Below are 15191 nucleotides of genomic sequence, written 5' to 3' on the forward strand. Positions count from 1 at the left end.
CGTACAGTTAACATATAAATACTATGCAAGATGAGTACGGGAGATTTCTTCATTGACCCAATGTAGTAATTGCTTTATCGCTTTTGAAAGTACCTGATTTTGCCTCACTATATAACCTAAACTGGTAGTTGGAAATTGCGGTAATGCGGTCACTGTGGTGGTTAGATTTGCTTTACTGCGCAGGGAAAACTCTGGCACGATGGCAACGCCAAACCCCGCTTCAGCCCAATCAATTTGCGCATCGACACTGCCCACTTCCATCACCCGGTAATTTGGTAAGTTTAAAGATGGCAAGGCACTATCGAGCAAGTCTCGGGTTCGCGTATCATGGCCGAGTAAGATTAATGTTGGCGGCTCAGTCAGTGTAACATTGTTATCGTTTTTGGCTTGCTGCCATAACTTTAAATGATTACCTAATGCACACCATTTTATCTGCTGTAATTGCGTAAAATGCAGCGGCTCACTTTCTTTTTGGGCAATCACAAACCCTAAATCAGCTTCAGCACTTTTAACCAATGCTGACGCTTGAGAAGACGTTGTATTGAGCAAAGTAAAGTCAATGCCAGGAAACTGGCGCTTAAAAAGCTGAAAAGGCTCAATCAACAATAAACGAGAAATTATATCACTGGCGGCAATTGTCAGTGTGCCTTGGCTGAGATCATTAATCGCATTTAAGTCAGATTGGCAAACCTGTAATTCCCATAAGGTTTTTTGTCCAGACTCTAATAGCCGTAAACCTGCTTGGGTCAAACTAAAGGGATTACGTTCTATCAGTTTAACCCGTGTCGTTTTTTCTAACTGCTTAATATGCAAGCTAACATTTGGCTGTGTCATATGCAGCGCATTGGCTGTTTTACCAAAGTGCTTTAACTCAGCCAATGTGACAAAAGTTTTTAACCAGTGAATATCTAGCATCTTTATGACCTTAATGGTGTGAAATCGATATGAAATTCTTATCAAGATAATAATTATAATTAATTTCTCTTATTTTAATAGAGCGCATACCATATTCGTTCAATCAATTTGGAGATTAAATTATGCCGTCAATTGTTGTTGTAGGTGCAAACTGGGGTGATGAAGGCAAAGGCCGTATCGTCGATTTTCTAGCTGAGAACGCATCTGCGAGCATTCGCTTTCAAGGTGGTAACAACGCCGGACATACCGTTGTGAATGACTTTGGTACGTTTAAACTACACCAATTACCAAGCGGTATTTTTAATCCTGATTGTATTGCAGTACTAGGCCCAGGCATGGTGATAAGCCCTGCGGCATTAAGCGAAGAAATAGCCGAAGTTAACGCCGCCGGTGTTGATGTAAAATTATTTATTTCTGATCGTGCAACGTTATGCTTACCATTACACGCCCTTGAAGATACCCTCGAAGAAGTGCGCTTAGGCGATGCCGCTTACGGCTCTACTCGTCAAGGAATTGCACCTGCATACGGCGACCGAGTAATGAAAAAAGGCATTTTAGTTGGCTGGTTAAATCAGCCAGACGTTTTATTAGAGCGTATTCAATTTATGCTGGATTGGAAAATGCCACAGCTAAAAGCCCTTTACCCAAGCTGTGATTTTTCACAAACAGCTGAACAAATGACTGAGTGGTTATTAGCTGTCAGCGCTCCTTGGCGCGAATTTATTTGTAATGTAACAGAGCCTTTAAAAGCACTGCAAAAGCAAGATGCTAACTTGTTGTTTGAAGCGCAGCTAGGCGCAGGCCGCGATTTAGTTTACGGCGAATACCCGTATACTACATCATCAAACGTTACTGCTGCCTATGCAGGAATTGGCAGCGGACTGCCAGCTTTGCGCCCTGAGCGTGTTATCGCTGTGGCTAAATCATTTAGCTCATCTGTTGGTACAGGTACACTCGTTACCGCCATGGCAGAGCAAGACAATTTTCGTGAAAGCGCGAACGAATATGGCGCAGTGACTGGCCGCCCACGTGATATGGGTTATTTTGATGCAGTTGCCACCCGTAACGGTGTTGAATTACAAGCAGCTACTGAAATCGCTTTAACCAAAATTGATTGCCTATCTGGCATGAAAGATTTAAAAATCTGCGTTGGTTATGCAGGCGATCACAGCGAAAACCCTATTTGGCCACAAACAGCGGCTTTAACGCCAATCTATGAAAGCATGCCAGCGTGGGATGAAGATATTACCGATTGTCGTACCTTCGACAGTCTGCCTGCTGCAGCGCAGCATTACGTAGAACGCATCGAAGTACTGATGGGAGTACCTGTAAGTATGGTGTCTGTGGGCCCTGAACGTGAGCAAATGATTATCCGCTAGATTTATAGCATAGCGTTTTTTATCATTCAATTGAGCACAATAATATTGGGTTTCATTACGAAACCCAATATTATGCACTGTATTAATAACTAAATGCTTTGACCTGCGATTTAATGTCCTTGCAAGGTGTTATTTAAAGTCCAAGTTCTGCCATAAAGTCGTCATCTAAATCACTTGCTTTAGCAGCATCATCAGCAGCTTTTTGTTTTTCTGCTTTATGCTTTGCTTCGTTTTCAATGATGTCATCTGGGTCAATAGCTTCAGCAATATCAAAATCGTGTAATTTGATAAACTCAGTTTTATCCATTGCTAATTCTAAATAAAAGATATTTTGTTTACTGGTGGTAAATGTCACGCGCCGTGCTTGCGGTCTATCCATCGTAGTATCGACCGAAATCTGTACTTGCTTATTGATGGCCATCATCTTCGGTTGATTTTGGGTAATTGAAGTATGTAACTGCTCACGTACCTTTGAAGTAAAATCACCAACGATTTGGTTCATCAATTCACCGAGTACATTTGATACGTCGTCCGATAAGTGGCTATGAGCTAGTTCTTCTTCAGGCATCCCCATATTACGCATGTAATCATGATAAATCTCCATCGCCGCTTGCGAGGTGAAATTAGTAATTACCAGTCCTGTAAATCCGCCATCAAATAATACAAAACAACCGATATCAGGACGCATACAGGTGCGGGTTATTTTTTGTACCATTGCTGAGTAGCTAATGCTATTACCACTTGCCGACGACAATACACTCGTTACAGAATGGCAAAGGGTTGCCAATATATCATCTGTGCTGATCACTTTACTTTTGCTCATAAACTTCTCTTTTTCTACTTGTTATTCATTATTCTAGCCAAGCTACTGAAATTATCACTGACTATCCAGCATAAAATGCTAAAATAGCCCTATTATTTTTCAAGAGACTGTTTGTGTGAACATAAAAGACAGCATTTATGCCACTGAGCAAGCGGTTAAAGACTTTAGCTTTGACCAACATGTAGTAGAAGTTTTCCCAGATATGATCCAGCGCTCAGTTCCGGGTTATGCAACCATTGTTAGTACGATGGGTAAATTGGCCGGTGAATATGCGCAAAGCAATTCAAACCTTTATGATTTGGGCTGTTCCCTTGGGTCAGTAACATTAAGCATGCGCCGTAATATCCGCACTGATAATTGCCATATTATTGCCGTTGATAATTCACAAGCCATGGTTGAGCGCTGTAAATTACATTTGCACGGCTTTCGCTCAGAAGTGCCTGTTACAGTGGCGCTTGGTGATATTAATGAGCTAAATATTGAAAACGCGTCAGTGGTCGCCATGAACTTTACTTTACAGTTTATTCCACCCGCACAGCGCCAAGCCGTGCTTGAAAAAATATACGCGAATTTAAAACCCGGTGGTGTATTGCTGTTAAGCGAAAAAATCAAAGGCGAGAACGAGCAATGCGATAACTTGCTGATTGACTTGCACCACGATTTTAAACGCCACAATGGTTATTCTGAATTAGAAATTAGCCAAAAACGTACCGCCATTGAGAATGTAATGCGCCCAGATACTTTAAATGCTCACCTTTCTCGACTTACCGATATTGGCTTTAGCCAAACCCAAGTGTGGTATCAATGTTTTAATTTTTGCTCACTGGTAGCAATCAAGTAACAAATATAAAGAGTAATTCAATGTCTCAATGGTTTAACCAATTTTACGCCGCAATCGCACAAAGCCCGCTAAGTCACTGGCTGGAAACGCTACCTAGCCAATTAAAACACTGGCAATTAGAGGCAAGTCACGGTGATTTACCAAAATGGCAGAAAGTGTTAAAAAACTTGCCTGAAGTGGCGACCAAACACGTCAATATTATCGACAAAGTTGAAATTGGTGCCCCAGGCGAAATGACCGACGGCGAACAAAAACAAGTTACACACTTATTAAAACGAATGATGCCATGGCGTAAAGGCCCTTTCAGCCTACACGGTATTGAAATTGATACTGAATGGCGCAGCGATTGGAAGTGGGACCGTTTATTACCGCACATTGAGCCGCTAAAAGGCCGCACGGTTTTAGACATCGGCTGTGGCTCTGGCTATCACTTATGGCGGATGCGCGGTGAAGGCGCTGAGTTTGTGGTTGGCATTGATCCGTCTGATTTATTTTTATGTCAGTTTCAAGCCATCAAACACTTTAACCCAGATGAAAACGTGCATTTATTACCGCTAGGTGTTGAAGCCCTGCCTGAGTTAAAAGCCTTTGATACGGTGTTTTCGATGGGTGTGCTTTATCATCGTCGTTCCCCTATCGACTTTTTAGCACAATTAAAAGCGCAGCTTCGCCCAGGTGGTGAATTAGTGCTTGAAACCTTAGTCATTGAAGGCGATGAAAACACAGTACTCGTGCCCACTGACCGCTATGCGAAGATGCGTAACGTGTGGTTTATTCCGAGCACGGCAGCGCTAAAACTCTGGATGGAACGTGTTGGTTTTAAAGATGTGCAAGTGAAAGACTGCGCTATAACAACGCTTGAAGAACAACGTAAATCAGATTGGATGGAAAACGAGTCCCTGATCGACTTTTTAGATCCAAACGATACTAGTAAAACCATTGAAGGTTACCCAGCGCCGTTGCGTGCAATTTTGACTGCAAAGGCTTAATACTAAAGGAACTAGGTTTTAGGTGCTAGGAACTACCTAGCACCTGCTACCTAAATCTATTGTGTCATTATACGGACAAGTGTCCTTGTCAATAATAGTAAACTCATATTTGAACTAGCCGCGCCCTTGCAATTGTTGTAAAATACGCGCGTTTCTAAGCATACACATGCAAAACCATGCAACTTTTTTGAGGAAATCCTGTGAGCGAACAAAAACAGTCTCTAAGTTATAAAGACGCGGGCGTAGATATCGATGCCGGTAACGCACTTGTTGAGCGTATTAAAGGCGTAGTTAAAAAAACCCGTCGTCCTGAAGTTATGGGCGGAATTGGTGGCTTTGGCGCACTTTGCGAAATCCCAGCTGGTTATAAGCAACCAGTACTTGTTGCAGGCACTGATGGTGTTGGTACTAAGTTACGCTTAGCTATCGACCTTAAAAAACACGATACTGTAGGTATCGATTTAGTTGCTATGTGTGTAAATGACCTTATCGTTCAAGGTGCTGAGCCATTATTTTTCCTAGATTATTATGCAACAGGCAAACTTGATGTTGATACTGCCGCAGACGTAGTAACAGGCATTGGTAAAGGCTGTGAGATCTCTGGCTGTGCATTAATTGGTGGCGAAACTGCTGAAATGCCAGGTATGTACGAAGGCGAAGATTACGACATGGCTGGTTTTTGTACTGGCGTAGTTGAAAAAGCAAATATCATCGATGGCACAAAAGTAGCTGCTGGTGATCAACTGATCGCGCTTGCATCAAGCGGCCCGCATTCAAATGGCTTCTCATTAATTCGTAAAGTACTTGAAGTATCAAATGCTGATACAAGTGCTGAATTTGAAGGTAAAACATTAGGCGAAACTCTGCTTGAACCTACACGTATTTACGTTAAACCATTACTTGAGCTGTTCAAGCAGGTAGATGTTCATGCTCTTTCGCATATTACTGGCGGCGGCTTTTGGGAAAATATCCCACGCGTATTACCAGAGTCTGCAAAAGCAGTTGTTAAAGGTGATAGCTGGCAGTGGCCTGGTATTTTCAATTGGTTACAAGAAAACGGTAACATCACCACCCACGAAATGTACCGCACATTTAACTGTGGTGTAGGTATGGTATTGGTTGTGCCTGCTGACAAACTTGAGCAAAGCTTAAGCATCTTAAAAGAGCTTGGCGAAAATGCTTGGCACCTTGGTGAGATCCATGATGCTAAAGCTGGCGAAGAGCAAGTAGAAATCCTAGGCGGCCGTGATTAATGGCCCCTGCTCGTCTAGTAGTCTTAATTTCAGGTAGTGGCTCTAATTTACAAGCCATCATTGACGCCTGTAATAACGGCGAGATAAATGCAAACATAGCGGCTGTTATTAGTAATAAAGCAGACGCTTATGGCCTTGAGCGAGCAAAGCAAGCGGGCATTGCAACAGCAGTGCTCAGCCATAAAGATTTTGACTCGCGCGAAGCCTACGATGCGCAATTAATGAACGTTATTGATTCTTTTGCACCAAATCTAGTTGTATTAGCTGGGTTTATGCGTATTCTTACTCCTAACTTAGTGCAAAAATTTAAAGGAAAAATGTTGAACATTCATCCTTCTTTGTTGCCTAAGTACCAGGGGCTGAATACCCACCAAAGAGCAATTGATGCAAAAGATGACATTCATGGCGTAAGTGTGCACTTTGTTACTGAAGAGTTAGACGGTGGTCCTGTCATTCTTCAAGCCAAAGTACCCGTGCTGGCAGATGATACTGCTGACACATTAGCAAAACGCGTGCATGCACAAGAGCATATAATTTACCCTTTGGTGGTCAAGTGGTTCAGTGAACAACGACTTACTATGGAAGCAGATTATGCAGTTCTTGACAAAAAACAACTTCCTGCACACGGCGCGCACTACCCAGAATAAAAAACTAAGTGCCTTGCTATTGTGTGCGGGCACTTTATTACTTCCTACTAGTTTAATTGCTGGTGAACTTACTCAATTTGAAGCTAACTATGATATTTTGCGCAAAGGCGAAAACCATGGTCAAGGCGTCCGCACATTAAAAAAACTAGCAGATAACAGTTACCAAGTTAGCTACCACAGTGACATTGAGTGGATGATATTCTCAGATTCACGCAAAGAAACATCAAATTTTACTTTCAGCGACAAAAAAATCACGCCTGAAAGTTATAGCATGATCCGCACAGGCACAGGCCCGGATAAAGAATATACACTGCAATTTGACCACACTAAAAAACTCGTAAACAGCAGTGAAAGTAAATACCCTATTGAGTGTGAGTGGTCTGAGCAATTTCAAGACTCAATTTCATACCAAGTACAAGTGCGCGAAGAATTAAAAATGGGTAAAACCAGCTTTTCGTATCCGTTAGTTGATAAAAAAGGCAACTGCCGTGAGTATAACTTTGAGGTCGTTGGTAAAGAGACTATTTCCCTACCAATCGGTAATATCGAAGCGATCAAAGTAAAACGCTTATATGATAATGATAAACGCCAAGCGCTTGCATGGTTCGCCCCAGAAATGGATTACATGCTAGTCAGGATGTGGAAAGGCGAAAAAGGCGTAGAACAATTTGAAGTGCAACTTAACTCGTTCACGGTAACCAGCCCAGTTGCATTACCTGAAGAAGTTAAAAACGAAATAACACCAGAATAAATTGCTTTCAAGATGCAAGACGAAAGGCTCAAGTGTGACGATCATAACTTGGGCTTTTCAGCTTATAACCACATTAATTAAGTTCAAACGTTAAAACTGACGGCTAAATTAACTCACCCATTTTAAATAACGCAAATTCACCAGGTTCCATTTTTTGCCAACGCTCATCGTTGGTCAGTGGCCGAGTAGCGATCACCGTTACGACATCATTTGGCGTAGTTTCTTGTTGAAAATCTACCACCATATCTGCATCAATTAACGTAGCCTTACCGAACGGCGCACGGCGGGTGATCCAATGCAAATTATTAGTACAATACGCTAACACATACACACCATCAGTCAGCAACATATTAAACACACCTTTTTCACGTAAAGTGTGTGCAAGCTTTGCCGCATAACGAAACACTGACGCCATATTAGCTGGACGTTTAGGGTATTTTTCACGAATTTGATCGAGTAACCAACAAAACGCCAGTTCACTGTCGGTATTACCCACTGGCCGATAATATTCAGGTTTTAAATCATGATAATTCGAAAGCTGACCATTATGCGCGTAGGTCAGCTCCCTGCCCCACAACTCACGGGTAAAAGGATGCGTATTTTCAAGACAGACACGGCCACGATTACCTTGGCGAATATGGCTAATCACCGAGACACTTTTAATGGGATAGGCCTTTACTAACTTGGCAATTTCAGACTGACAGCTAGGCTCAGGATCTTTAAAAGTACGACACCCCTTCCCTTCATAAAAAGTAATGCCCCAGCCATCTTTATGCGGACCTGTGTTACCACCGCGCTCTAACAGCCCTGAAAAACTAAAACAAATATCTGTAGGCACATTCGCCGACATGCCAAGCAACTCACACATAAAATAAATTAACCTTTCAAAAATTTTTATACTTTTAAAATACTGCTTTTTAAAAAGCGTAAACCCGTAACTTAGGCCTTAGCGGCATTGTTAAACATAAGCAAGGGCAAGGCAAGCAAGAAAACAGCTTAATTTTTTCTCAAATAAATCATACTGACGAATCACACATTTATCCGTATGCTGATGTGCACAGATTACAAAATAACAGTCACTGATATTTTTACTAAGCTACTTGATAATTATTCACTCTAGCGCTACTCTAACTAAAGGTGGTCTGACCTCTATTAAGGATTGAATACATGACACTCATATTTACACTTGGTTTAATCGTGCTGCTCAGCATCGCGAGTTACCACAGAGCGAGCTGGAATACTGCCCTTGGCGTTTCCATCGCAACACTTGTCATTGGTACCTTTGCAGGTGCATTTGGCGCAATTAGCTGGTTGATCTTCTTGATCATTGCAGTGCCATTGTCTGTTACTGGCATTCGTCAGCAATATATTATTAAACCTATTTTTGCCATGTTTAAAAAAGTTACTCCAACTATGTCTGAAACTGAAAAATCAGCCATTGATGCGGGTACAACATGGTGGGAAGCCGATCTTTTTTGCGGCCGTCCTGATTGGAACAAATTACACCAATACCCAATGCCTAAATTGACAATCGAAGAGCAAGCCTTTATCGATGGTCCAGTTGAGGTGGTATGTAGTATGTTGGACGACTGGGAAGCAACTCATGAGTTAACCGATTTACCACAAGATGTTTGGCAATACCTAAAAGATAATAAATTCTTTGCCATGATCATTAAAAAAGAATATGGCGGCCTGCAATTTTCTGCCTTTGCACAATCGTGTGTACTGCAAAAGTTAACCAGTAAATCTACCCTGCTTTCATCAATTGTAGGCGTTCCTAATTCATTAGGTCCGGGCGAATTGTTACAGCACTATGGTACTAAAGAACAAAAAGATCATTACTTACCTCGCCTTGCTAGTGGTCAAGAGATCCCATGCTTTGCCTTAACTTCACCAGAAGCAGGCTCTGATGCCAGCGCCATTCCAGATTATGGTGTGGTATGTAAAGGTATGTGGGAAGGCGAAGAAGTCATTGGTCTTAGCCTAACATGGAACAAACGTTATATTACGCTAGCGCCTGTTGCAACAGTATTAGGTCTGGCATTTAAACTACAAGACCCAGATGGTCTACTAAGCGATGTTAAAGAGCCAGGTATTACTTGTGCACTTATTCCTACAGACATGCCAGGTGTTGAAATTGGTCGTCGTCATTTCCCGCTAAATGTACCATTTCAGAATGGTCCTACTCGTGGTAAAGACATTTTCGTACCGCTTGATTACATTATTGGTGGACCAGAAATGGCCGGCCAAGGCTGGCGCATGCTGGTTGAATGTTTATCGGTTGGTCGTGCTATTACATTGCCGTCAAACTCAACGGGTGGTATTAAAACAATTGCACTTGCAAGTGGTGCATACAGCCGTATTCGTCGTCAATTCCGTTTACCTATTGGCCAAATGGAAGGTGTTGAAGAGTCACTAGCAAAACTAGCAGGTTATGCTTACAGCTCAGATGCGGCTGTTAGCATGTCAACTGGTGCGGTTGATTTAGGCGAAAAGCCATCGGTTGTTTCGGCAATCATTAAATACCATTTAACCGAGCAAATGCGTGATTCAACCAACCATGCAATGGATGTTCACGGCGGTAAAGGTATTATGCTTGGGCCAAATAACTATTTAGGTCGTGGCTATCAAGGTGCACCAATTGCCATCACTGTTGAAGGTGCAAATATCTTGACCCGTAATATGATTATTTACGGTCAAGGTGCCATTCGCTGCCATCCATTTGTACTGACTGAATTGGGTGCCTGCGCAATCGAAGATCGTGAAGAAGCGCTAGCGGTATTTGATAAAGCGTTAATGGGCCACATCGGCTTTACTATGTCTAACCTTGTACGTACTAAGTGGATGAGCTTTACCGGAGCCCGTTTTGCAACTACACCATTTAAAGACGAAACAGCTGAGTTTTACCGTACTGCGTCACGCTTTAGCGCGTCACTTGCATTGATGTCTGACATTAGCATGGCTGTATTTGGTGGCTCACTAAAACGTAAAGAGCGTATTTCCGCTCGTTTAGGTGATTTGCTTAGTTACCTTTATTTAGTGTCTGCAACGCTGAAACGTTATAACGATGAAGGCCGTAAAAAAGAAGATTTACCGCTTGTACAATGGAGCTGTCAAGATCACCTTTACCACTGTCAACGTGCACTTGCTGATTTAATTAACAATATGCCATCAGCTCCGCTTCGTGCAGCACTTAAGTTGATGTTGTTCCCGTTCGGTCGTCCAGTTCGTAAACCGACTGATAAACTTGAGCATAAATTAGCACAAATTTTACAAGTACCTAGCGAAACACGTAACCGTTTAGCAAGCTACGTATACTTAACAAATGAACCACTTAACTTAGTTGGTCGTCAAGAGCAAACGCTTAAAGACGTGCTAGCTGTTGAACCTTTATTTGATAAGGTATGTCGTGAAAAAGGCGTTAAACTGCCTTTCTTCCAGCTTGATAAAGTTGCTCAGATGGGACTTGAAGCGGGTATTTTAACGCAAGCAGAGGCTGATCAGCTGGCAAGCGTTGAAAAAGCACGTTTAGATGTTATTAACGTTGACGACTTTGACCCTGCAGATTTATTAGCAGGCAAAGCCGCACGTAATAACACGGCAAAAAAGGCGAATGCTGCTTAACATATTAAGTTAACACAGCCAACAGCCCGCCTGTTGTAATCATCCAAACCAGCGCAAAATGCGCTGGTTTTTTTTGTGCTATATATAATTGTAATATACACCAGCCAACACTCAGGCTCAGTAATAACCATTCTATTTGTTCAACAAACAGCAGATAGCTGCTCAGTGTTATCAAAAAGAACAAGCAACTTGGCATAAATTGGCTGATAAAAAACACCCGCTGTTGATAATTTGCTTGAAAAAACAACTGATACTTATCATGTAACTTACCACAATCAAATTGCAGTGAGCTGGTAAACAACACCATAAAAGCGGCCGCTATCACGTTAAATATAGCCTCTAAATCAGCACGCTCATTGAGCAAAGTAGTGATTGCCATAAATACACACAACAATAAAGCCACTCGCCATACTAGTACCCTGCTATGTTGCATAAAAAAGCTCAGCCAAAAAGTAGATAATGCATTGATCGGTAACTGGTCGCTCAGCGAAAATGCTGGCAACAACATGCTCAGCGCAAATAATATAATAAAGCCACAGTGATAGGCTAACGGCGCTATATTAATCGGTAGCAAGACTAAAATAGCAGTAAATACTAAGCCATATATTAATGCTCTTGGCTTGTACAAACACAGTACACCGAGGCTAAACTGCAGTAACATAAACAGCACAAAATGGGGTGCTCGTAGCCACTGTGAATAGTTTAAATCCAGCGCAATTACAGCACTTGCTAGCAACCAGCCATTGCTTAAAAGCAATAGTTTTATATCCATTAACTTAAGCCAGTTTGACCTTACAATAGTGCGTTGAAAGAGCCGCTGCTGACTATTTTGAATGGCTGATTTCATTGCACTGAGCATCACGCTTTGCAGTAATAGATACAGCCACGCCATTTGAGCGCCATATTGCGGCGCATCTATGCTGTCGATGATTTTGCCCAGACCTAAAAATAACAGCAAAATCATTCCAAGCATGGCTGAGCCAAGTACCACTAAAAATAATAAGCCGAAGTTTTTAAGTTGCTGTAGTAGTTGTGCCAGCTCAATTTTATAGGCCTGATAACGATACTGCATAAATGAGCGATATTGTGCAATCTCAAGCTTAATACCTAGCTTGCTCATAAGGGGACACACTCAAAGCCATGCTCGATAAACGGCGCCGGCTCATGGCAAGTGATAATGATTTGCCCATGCGCTTTATCTGCTAAATAATTATCTAGTAAACCAAGTAAATATATAATGCTGGCTTGATCAAGTGCCGCACTGGGCTCATCTAGTAACAAATACGGCGCACCGCGCATTAACGCTAAAATTAATTGGCACTTTTTTTGATTACCCGATGACAACGCATCAAAACGAGTCGCTAAAAAATCTGAAAAATTAAAGCCGCTGATAAGCGCTGTCGGCCAATCGCAGCCTAAACTGCTAACCGTTAAATTGATAATTTGTTTCGCGGTTAAAAACTCAGGCAGCGCGATGCGATCACTGGCAATTGCTACCTGTTTATAAGGCTCAGACAACACCTTGCCTGCAAATAATATCTGTCCACTTTGTGGTTGCTCAAGTCCAGCAAGCATCATTAGCAGCGTGGTTTTACCTTGACCGTTCGGTGCTTCAATACATACTCTCGGTGCTGTAAAGCTGATGCGATAATCTTTATATAGGATGTTTTGGGCAAATTGCTTGTGTAAACCACTAACTTCAATCATCACTTTCCTTTTATATGAGAGAGCCTTTTATATGAGTGAGTATTATAACGTAGGCTGTATTTTTAACGATACAGGCTTTGTAACACTTTGTTGCAGTTAAAATCAGCTAAAAACTTGCGTTAAAATAGGGTTAGGGCAACACTAAAACCGGTAAAAATATGATTAGATAACAATAAACCAAGGAATGTACTATGAACAAAAAATTGCAATTTGCCGCACTCGCCTGTGCAATCAGTATTGCCTTGAGCGGTTGTAGCCAATCAACCTCAACAACAGCCGTCACCACAGTACAGTCGCAGCAAACTCAGCAAGTTAGCACCTATAATGCTAAAACCTTCTTTGATACGACCGCAATTATGGGAAGTAGCTTTTCACCCAATGGCGATAAAGTACTGGTAAGCTCTGATGAAAGTGGTATTTACAGCTTGTATGAAGTAGATGCAAAAACAGGCAACAAAACCCGCTTAACCAATTTTCAGGATAGCACCTACCCTGTCCGTTACTTCCCAAATGATGAAAGGGTCCTCTTTAGCAAAGATTCTGGCGGCAATGAGCGCTTTCACGTCTACGTCCGTGAACTTGACGGGTCAATAACAGATTTAACCCCCGGCGATGAAACCCGCGCAAGCTTTGCAGGATTTACAGAAGATAGCAGCGAGTTTTTTATTACTAGTAACCAGCGCGATGCTAAATTTATGGACTTATACCGCGTTGATAGTAAAACCTATAAAATCACCCCTGTTTATCAAAATACGCTTGGTTTAGATGTCGGAGCAATCAGCCCCGATGGCCGCTATATCGCACTATCTAAAAATAACACCAATAAAGACAGCGACACATTTATTCTCGATACCTATAAAAAGACCCTCAAACCACAGCTAATTTCAAAACACAATACACCAGCTCAATACACGCCTGAAACCTTCTCTGTTGATAGTAAATACTTATACTACTCAACGGATGCTAAAGGCGAGTTTTCACAAGTGTGGCGTTATGAGTTGGCCTCAGAGGAGCATAGCCCTGTATTAAAAGATAATTGGGATGTCAGCTTCATTTATTTTTCTAAATCAGGGCGTTATCAAGTCAGCGGTGTCAATGCCGATGCCAGCACTAAAGTCACGGTGATTGATACCCAGTCAGACAAAGAGATTGCGATGCCTCAGTTACCCGCAGGTAACTTACGTGGTGTTAACTTTTCTGCAGATGAAAAAAGCATGGCGTTTTACTTAAATTCAGATACCTCGCCAAGTAACCTGTTTGTCTGGCAAGTGGGTAGTGATAAGGCACAGCAATTAAGTAATACTTTAAGCAAAGAGATAGATCAAAATGATTTAGTTGAAAGTACCATAGTGCGCTTTAAAAGCTTTGACGGTTTAGAGATACCCGGCGTACTTTATAAACCCAAGCAAGCCAGTAGCAATAATAAAGTGCCAGCGCTAATTTGGGTGCACGGTGGCCCAGGTGGCCAAAGCCGCACTGGTTACAGTGCAATGCAACAACATTTAGTCAATCATGGCTATGCTATTTTTGCGGTTAATAACCGTGGCAGTTCAGGCTATGGTAAAACCTTTTTTCATTTAGATGATAAAAAACACGGCACCGACGACTTACAAGACATTGTTTACGGTAAAAAACACTTACAAAGTTTAGATTGGGTCGATGCAGAAAAAATCGGTATCATAGGTGGCAGCTACGGTGGCTTCATGACCGCAGCAGCGCTTGCTTTTGAGCCTGAAGAATTCAAAGTGGGCATTAATATTTTTGGTGTCACCAACTGGGTAAGAACGCTCAACTCAATTCCACCGTGGTGGGAAAGCTTTAAAAAAGCGTTGTACGATGAAATGGGCGACCCTGCAACGGACGGCGAGCGTCATCGTGCAATCTCACCGCTATTCCATGCTAAGAATATCACCAAACCATTAATGGTTATTCAAGGCGCCAACGATCCGCGCGTATTACAGATAGAAAGTGATGAGTTAGTTGCCGCAGTGAAAGCCAATGGCGTACCGGTCGAATATGTATTATTTGACGATGAAGGTCATGGTTTTAGCAAAAAAGAAAACCGTATCAGTGCCTCCAACGCGTATCTAAACTTTTTAGATACCTACTTAAAAGAACGCTTTGGCCCACAAGGCTAATATATTAAAGCTGACTAGAAGTTTAATTATAAGCCTGTAATTCTGATCAAGATTGCAGGTTTTATTATGTTCTTTGTCAAGTTCAGATAAGATAGCTGATAGCTGATAGCTGATAGCTGATAGC

The 15191-nt window shown here is 41.9% G+C and carries 13 protein-coding genes; 8 read left to right on the plus strand and 5 right to left on the minus strand.

Features of this window, described 5'->3' with window-relative positions:
• Positions 1-21: 21 nt before the first annotated feature.
• Positions 22-915 carry a LysR family transcriptional regulator gene (locus H5183_RS16735; RefSeq protein ID WP_145242350.1) on the minus strand — a complete coding sequence of 298 codons (894 nt, stop codon included), beginning with the start codon at positions 913-915 and terminating at the stop codon, positions 22-24.
• A gap of 122 nt (positions 916-1037) precedes the next feature.
• Here H5183_RS16735 and H5183_RS16740 point away from each other — a divergent pair, with 122 nt between their 5' ends.
• The gene (locus tag H5183_RS16740; protein ID WP_145242352.1) at positions 1038-2294 is read left to right on the plus strand and encodes an adenylosuccinate synthase; all 1257 of its coding nucleotides are present in this window, start codon (positions 1038-1040) and stop codon (positions 2292-2294) included.
• Positions 2295-2427: 133 nt separating this feature from the next.
• Here the strand turns inward: H5183_RS16740 and H5183_RS16745 are convergent, their stop codons facing one another.
• Positions 2428-3117 carry a DUF3334 family protein gene (locus H5183_RS16745; RefSeq protein ID WP_145242354.1) on the minus strand — a complete coding sequence of 230 codons (690 nt, stop codon included), beginning with the start codon at positions 3115-3117 and terminating at the stop codon, positions 2428-2430.
• Positions 3118-3232: 115 nt separating this feature from the next.
• Here H5183_RS16745 and cmoA point away from each other — a divergent pair, with 115 nt between their 5' ends.
• The 5 genes from cmoA to H5183_RS16770 all read left to right on the plus strand — a co-directional run bounded on the left by cmoA (position 3233) and on the right by H5183_RS16770 (position 7598).
• The gene (cmoA, locus tag H5183_RS16750) at positions 3233-3958 is read left to right on the plus strand and encodes a carboxy-S-adenosyl-L-methionine synthase CmoA (RefSeq protein WP_182732240.1); all 726 of its coding nucleotides are present in this window, start codon (positions 3233-3235) and stop codon (positions 3956-3958) included.
• 20 nt (positions 3959-3978) lie between these two features.
• Positions 3979-4947, plus strand: coding sequence for a tRNA 5-methoxyuridine(34)/uridine 5-oxyacetic acid(34) synthase CmoB (cmoB, locus tag H5183_RS16755; protein ID WP_182717957.1), 969 nt, complete (start codon positions 3979-3981; stop codon positions 4945-4947).
• Positions 4948-5147: 200 nt separating this feature from the next.
• Positions 5148-6200 carry a phosphoribosylformylglycinamidine cyclo-ligase gene (gene purM, locus H5183_RS16760; RefSeq protein ID WP_145242360.1) on the plus strand — a complete coding sequence of 351 codons (1053 nt, stop codon included), beginning with the start codon at positions 5148-5150 and terminating at the stop codon, positions 6198-6200.
• Positions 6200-6847, plus strand: a complete 648-nt coding sequence (purN, locus tag H5183_RS16765; protein ID WP_145242362.1) for a phosphoribosylglycinamide formyltransferase — start codon at positions 6200-6202, stop codon at positions 6845-6847. The genes purM and purN overlap by 1 nt, the downstream gene beginning before the upstream one ends.
• A complete protein-coding gene (locus H5183_RS16770; RefSeq protein ID WP_404936108.1) occupies positions 6801-7598 on the plus strand; it encodes a DUF3108 domain-containing protein in 798 nt (265 codons plus the stop codon). The genes purN and H5183_RS16770 overlap by 47 nt, the downstream gene beginning before the upstream one ends.
• 103 nt (positions 7599-7701) lie before the next feature.
• On the opposite strand, the gene H5183_RS16775 is transcribed toward H5183_RS16770, so the two are convergent.
• Positions 7702-8466, minus strand: a complete 765-nt coding sequence (locus tag H5183_RS16775) for a class II glutamine amidotransferase (protein WP_149982940.1) — start codon at positions 8464-8466, stop codon at positions 7702-7704.
• A 299-nt stretch (positions 8467-8765) separates the two neighbouring features.
• On the opposite strand from H5183_RS16775, the gene fadE reads away from it, so the two are divergent.
• A complete protein-coding gene (gene fadE / locus H5183_RS16780) occupies positions 8766-11222 on the plus strand; it encodes an acyl-CoA dehydrogenase FadE (RefSeq protein WP_149982939.1) in 2457 nt (818 codons plus the stop codon).
• A 4-nt stretch (positions 11223-11226) separates the two neighbouring features.
• Here the strand turns inward: fadE and H5183_RS16785 are convergent, their stop codons facing one another.
• Both H5183_RS16785 and H5183_RS16790 read right to left on the minus strand, forming a co-directional pair.
• On the minus strand, positions 11227-12342 hold the full coding sequence (locus H5183_RS16785; RefSeq protein ID WP_182732241.1) for a DUF6136 family protein: 1116 nt from the start codon (positions 12340-12342) through the stop codon (positions 11227-11229).
• The gene (locus tag H5183_RS16790; RefSeq protein ID WP_182732242.1) at positions 12339-12929 is read right to left on the minus strand and encodes an ATP-binding cassette domain-containing protein; all 591 of its coding nucleotides are present in this window, start codon (positions 12927-12929) and stop codon (positions 12339-12341) included. The genes H5183_RS16785 and H5183_RS16790 overlap by 4 nt, the downstream gene beginning before the upstream one ends.
• Before the next feature lie 191 nt (positions 12930-13120).
• Here H5183_RS16790 and H5183_RS16795 point away from each other — a divergent pair, with 191 nt between their 5' ends.
• Positions 13121-15067 carry a S9 family peptidase gene (locus tag H5183_RS16795; protein ID WP_182732243.1) on the plus strand — a complete coding sequence of 649 codons (1947 nt, stop codon included), beginning with the start codon at positions 13121-13123 and terminating at the stop codon, positions 15065-15067.
• Positions 15068-15191: the final 124 nt, after the last annotated feature.

It is taken from the genome of Pseudoalteromonas sp. SR44-8, assembly GCF_014163635.1.
In the GTDB taxonomy this organism is placed as follows: Bacteria; Pseudomonadota; Gammaproteobacteria; order Enterobacterales; family Alteromonadaceae; genus Pseudoalteromonas; species Pseudoalteromonas rhizosphaerae.